The sequence below is a fragment of the Litorivivens sp. genome, assembly GCF_041625495.1.
GTDB lineage: Bacteria > Pseudomonadota > Gammaproteobacteria > Pseudomonadales > Spongiibacteraceae > Litorivivens.
Map to the genome: position 1 here is coordinate 1 of NZ_JBFJTH010000223.1, position 5007 is coordinate 5007.

The following is a 5007-nucleotide window of genomic DNA, read 5'->3' on the forward strand; positions in this document are numbered from 1 at the left end:
ACTCCAATACATCATATTTCCAACCCATTGCTCGCTGATCATATGCCCGCTGCAGATCGTGGTCGAAGCCCATCACTACATTGTTCTGACCTGCCGGCGCCGGTTTCGAGACGCGGCGCCAGATGTCAGGTCGCGAACTGGAATGCAGCAGCGCCTCAACCGAGGGCACAGAACCGTTGTGCAGATAGGGGGCCGTAGCCCAAATGCCGTAAAGTGGCGGTGCTGCATAGCCCTGTGGGCGTTGTTCTCCCTGGCTGTTCTTCTGTAAATCCGCCAGGTTCTGCACACGGCAGTCTTCGACACGAGCATTGTCAGCCGAGCTGAGCTCGGCGCGTTCTGCGCTGCCCGGCGCCGTTTCAGGGTACCCAACGGCAGTATTCGAATTGCCCTCGTTGGTACCATCGTTATAGGTTTCCATGCGCACCGGATCTGTGTCGATAATGTCGAGTGGCACGACATAACTTGCAATCCCCTCGAGTCGAGGATCAGCAAGAAAGGCGGGATCATTGATAAAGCGCGGTGAGTAGGCCCCGTGACAACTGGCGCAGGAACCATTACCACCAGCTGGTGCTGGCACAACATTACCGTTAGCCCACAGGTTTTTGCTATGAAAAAGTATCGCACCCTCCTGCGCTAACGCCTTATCGATTGGCAGAGGATACAAGGGAGCCTTGCGAGACGTAATGTAGTGGTCGCCGTCTTGCACATGATCACTGCTCCACGAGTCATAATCATTTTGCTCACCTGCAGCGCCATATTTGTTGGTCAAAAGTGGGCTGAACAAGGCGAAATCTACCCGTACTGCATCGCCGGAAAACATCGCGTCTACGAATTTGACCGGCCGCTTGCCCACATTCCACCACGCCGGCGTATCGCCGGTACCCGTGGTTCCGTTTTGAAGCACATCCGCCATCTGCTGCGGTGAGCGCACGCCCGACAACGCGGTGATATTGGAAAACTGTGCGTTGTTGGTGCCGCGCACGCGCCCAGCCAGCCCGGCGCGATCAATCGCCACTCCAGCGGCAGAACCAAGGGCCGCGAAATCTCTGGACGATACGGTGGCATCCAGCATGCCGCCACCGGCGCCCACCACAAACTCCTGCCCCACCTGCGAACCATGACAGCCCTGGCAGTTAGTGCTCACTTCTCCACTGTAAGTACCGTCTTTCAGCCGTGTTTGCACCATTCCAAAGGGAAGCTTACCGGTGCCCCCAAACGTTTTACTGAGCTGGGCAGTTTCATCTATGCCCTTCGCCTGGTCGATTACCGGGTAGGGAAACTGCGCGGATGGCTGCCCGAAACCATAGCGTTCTGCCATCAGCTGATCAAAATTATCGGGGCGGGAAGGCAAGCCCCAGGTAATCCAAAGAGTATTGATTTGCCGGGCAGTGAGTGCCGCTGCACCATGGGGAGAATCGCCAGCAAAGGTGGTGCCCTTGCGAATCATCCGACCTTCGTCTTTGTGACCCTTGTAGATACTCGCCACACCTGACTTGTAGGGTTCATGGGTGCCGTAGGTATAAGCCCTTCCGCTAGCATCAATTTCCGGGGCGGCACCCATGATAATAGAGCCACGCGCGATACTCGCGCGGTACTGCCCGCAGTTTTCCGGATGAGGAAACTCCTTCACCAATTCCGGTACCACATGGCAATCACGCCAAAATGCATTGAAGTAGACGTATTTACCGTCACTCACTCCAGCGCGCACCAGATCGCGCGGGTCATGTGGAAGCAAAGCGGAATCCGGCAAGGGCGTAGCGTTTTTCTTGGTAAGATAAACGCCGTTTTCATCGAAGAGCCTGGCACCATCGGCCTCCACCAGGCCATTGCAGTAGTCATCCCAGAAATGCCCGCCGCGAGCACTGCCTAATAGCGGAAGTAGCGCGTCTACTTTACCAACATCGCCAAACGCACAACTGGCCGGCTCATCCCAGCACTGTAGCAGCGCGGCGACGGCGCGATACTCCGTTGAGTCAAGCCGCCACGGTGTACCACCAGTGTGGTTTTCACTGCTGTCAGAATTTTGGGTAAGAATTGCGTTCGACGTTACACCAGCGCCCAAGTTCTTCCAGGCAGTGTGCATCCGGGTTAAATCTTCAGCTGGGTTAGCGCTGAGCATAAATGTATTGCCGCCTTCCACGTCACCCGTTTTACCCGGCTGATGGCACGTACGGCAATAGCTCAGCAGAGGTTGAACACTGGCCGCAAAATAGCCGTCCAGACTGTCGACATCATCACCGCTATGTCCACCCTCCAGCACAGTCCCCTTTGGATTTTGCGGAACCCCGCTGCTGTCACCGTTGCGGCAGCCAACCAACAACACCACAAGGCTGATAAGCAATAACTGCAGATAATTCGCCGCCATGATTTCTGCCTACCCCGCTATGGAAGCCACTTTCACCCCTACTGTGCCGTCAGGACGTCATCGGATCTATGCCCCCGACAACCCGCTATTGGCCTAAAACCCGGAAACGCATCAATCAAAAAACTCTCAGCATGAACCCGGTTATAGTTTGCTCGTTCTATCAGAAGCGCCGCGAGATCTGGCCTTGCGGCGTGACAGCAACATAGGGCAACGTTAATGTCTGCAGCCACGCCTCTCCGCTTTCGCCCTTCAGCATGGACACCGTGGCCCCAGTACCCGCCACCAGGCACAACGGCGCCAGCACACTGACCTGTGCAAGGTTGCTTGCCACGGGCCAGCCGGTGAAGGGATTCAAGAGGTGGCTGTAGCGCACACCATCGACCAGCATAAAGCGTTCGTAGTCACCGCTGCTGGCAAGCCCGCCTCGGCTGATACTGACAACGTCGATTGCCTGATCCGGTTGGCGGGGGTTGCGCAATCCAATTTGCCAAGGAGAATTATCTGGATGCGGACCAAGCACATGAATATCCCCTCCCAGCTCTACAAGCCCGTGCTCTATTCCATGCTCCCGACAGATATCAGCAGCGCGGTCTGCTGCATACTCTTTTCCGAAACCGCCGAAATCGATCTCCATTCCGGCTTCCGGCAAGCTACACTGCGATCCATTCCAGACAACCCGCTGCCAGCCGATCTTCTGGCAGCATTCAGCCAGTGCTTCCGGCTGCGGAAGTTTGCCACTGGTAAAATCCCACACCTTGCGCAGCACACCGGATGTAATATCGAAAAGCCCGTCACTTTGTTCAAAAGCGGTATTGGCGTAATTCAGCAGCGCAGCCGTTTCGTCATCAACCACCACGCCCGAGCGCCCGGCAAGTTTATTGATGCGTGAAACAATACTGTCATCGCGATAGCGGGAATATTTGGTTTCGATGCGCTGTACTTCTGCCATTGCTGCTTCAGCGGCGGTTTCTACAGCCTGTGCACTTTCTGCATAGAGCTTAAGCTCGCAGGGGCCACCCATCGCGTGAAACTTGAAGGACTGATAGATCAAGCGGTGCTCAACCAAAACTTGAAATATGCCAGACGCTATCGTTGGAAAACATGTACACACGAAGCCTCAAAAGACACGATCGAAACCAAGTGAAAACGTCGTAAATTCCACCAAGCCCGGATTTTCCACTTCAACACTATCGAGCGAATAGCTGTCTTTTGCGCTGTAGCTTTCCAGCTCGGCGCTTAATTGCCACGGGCCAAGCTTCTTCACTAACTTCAGACGCAAGCCCAAAGCGCCATAGGGCGACAGCCGATAGTCACTGGTGGCGTAACCGTCTGGCCGCGCCGACAGAAAATACGGGGCGTAAAAGTAAGCCGCCGTTTGAGAGTACCAACGAAGCGCTGTATCGAAGCGCCAGCTTACGCCTATATTCTGATACCAACCTAGCTCCAGCGTGTGTGATTCTACATCCCAATCATCGTCGAAATAACGATAATCCGCGTGAAACGCAGCATTCGCCGCAGGCACAAAATGTCGCAGCCGAGTAAGCCACACCCACTGCCGCCGATCGTCTGGTCGCGAGTCTGCAAACAGAGGGTTGACCTGATTGGCAATAAAAACCAGCTTGTAGGGATCAGATAAAAAACCCTGCTGATCACTCACACTCAAATTAGTCTGCACTGCCGTACGTTCGTTCACGATCAGGCCGACGCCAACAAAAGCCGTCAGGTTATCCTTGTCTGCCTTAACCACACTGACCGGCGTGGTGCCCTGAGTAGGCTCAAGTTCGTCGTCACTGTAGCCAATGCCGCCCGACACAGTAAGTTGCTGCACTGGAATATTGTGCTCAATCTCGAGCCCTACATTGATGGCTTGATAATCATGTTCGTCGGAATAGCCCGCCAGGTAGGACAACACGGTATCTTTACTGACAAAATGATTAAAGCGACCCTGCACGTCGTAGCGCTCTTCTTTTATCGAGGCGCCACTCATCGCCTGTACCGGCCGCCCATCGGCATCAGGCTGAATATACCAAGGAGAGGCGCCACTCATGGATTCAACCATCAGATCGAGCTTAAGGTCGGCGGCGTGCGTTAATGGTGCCGCGAAACCTAATTGATGGGTATCGATCTCATATCGCTCGCGCGCGCCACCTAGATGATCTTTGCGCTCAATGTCAGCTTCGCGATAATGAGAGACGTGGTAGCTAAGTACGGGCTCACTTACCGGAGCTGCTGCCTCGGTTTTGCCTCCAACTCCAGGCAGTGCCATGGCGGCACTGGTCAGCGCCATCAGCGCAGAGGGTTTCTTGTTATTGTTGTTCATTCGCTAAGCCCTAGTTACAGCCGCAGCCACCACCGCCGGCACTGGCACCACCGTTGCTGGCTTCTTTACTGAAATACACATGCGCCCGATAGGTGGCGCTACTGCCGTCAGGGTCCCAAGCCATTTCAGGTCGCGCCAGATACTGCCTGTCCCAGGGATCAACCCTGGTGACACTACAGGCGCTGAGAAGAAAAATCACGGTCGCGAGACTGAGTATGCGCATTTACCTGTTACCACCAGTGTATTGTTATCGTTGGCTGTTTGGTTGTGCAGGTCTTGGTTCTGTTATTGCCAGCTGTTATTGCCAGCTGTTATTGCCAGC

4 protein-coding genes are annotated in these 5007 nt (G+C 54.9%); all 4 read right to left on the bottom strand.

Going from position 1 to position 5007, the window contains the following annotated elements:
- On the bottom strand, window positions 1-2365 hold a 2365-nt coding region (locus ABYP39_RS17335), incomplete at its 3' end, for a hypothetical protein (protein ID WP_372783848.1).
- 160 nt (window positions 2366-2525) lie between these two features.
- On the bottom strand, window positions 2526-3416 hold the full coding sequence (locus tag ABYP39_RS17340) for an FAD:protein FMN transferase (RefSeq protein WP_372783850.1): 891 nt from the start codon (window positions 3414-3416) through the stop codon (window positions 2526-2528).
- 66 nt (window positions 3417-3482) lie between these two features.
- Complete coding sequence (locus ABYP39_RS17345; protein WP_372760093.1) at window positions 3483-4685, bottom strand: DUF3570 domain-containing protein; 1203 nt, start codon at window positions 4683-4685, stop codon at window positions 3483-3485.
- Window positions 4686-4695: 10 nt separating this feature from the next.
- Window positions 4696-4908, bottom strand: a complete 213-nt coding sequence (locus ABYP39_RS17350; protein WP_372748128.1) for a DUF4266 domain-containing protein — start codon at window positions 4906-4908, stop codon at window positions 4696-4698.
- Between the last annotated feature and the right edge of the window lie 99 nt (window positions 4909-5007).

Coding starts and splice junctions, on each gene's coding strand:
- ABYP39_RS17345 (WP_372760093.1), bottom strand. CDS start 4,685: ATGAACAACAATAACAAGAAACCCTCTGCGCTGATGGCGCTGACCAGT.
- ABYP39_RS17350 (WP_372748128.1), bottom strand. CDS start 4,908: ATGCGCATACTCAGTCTCGCGACCGTGATTTTTCTTCTCAGCGCCTGT.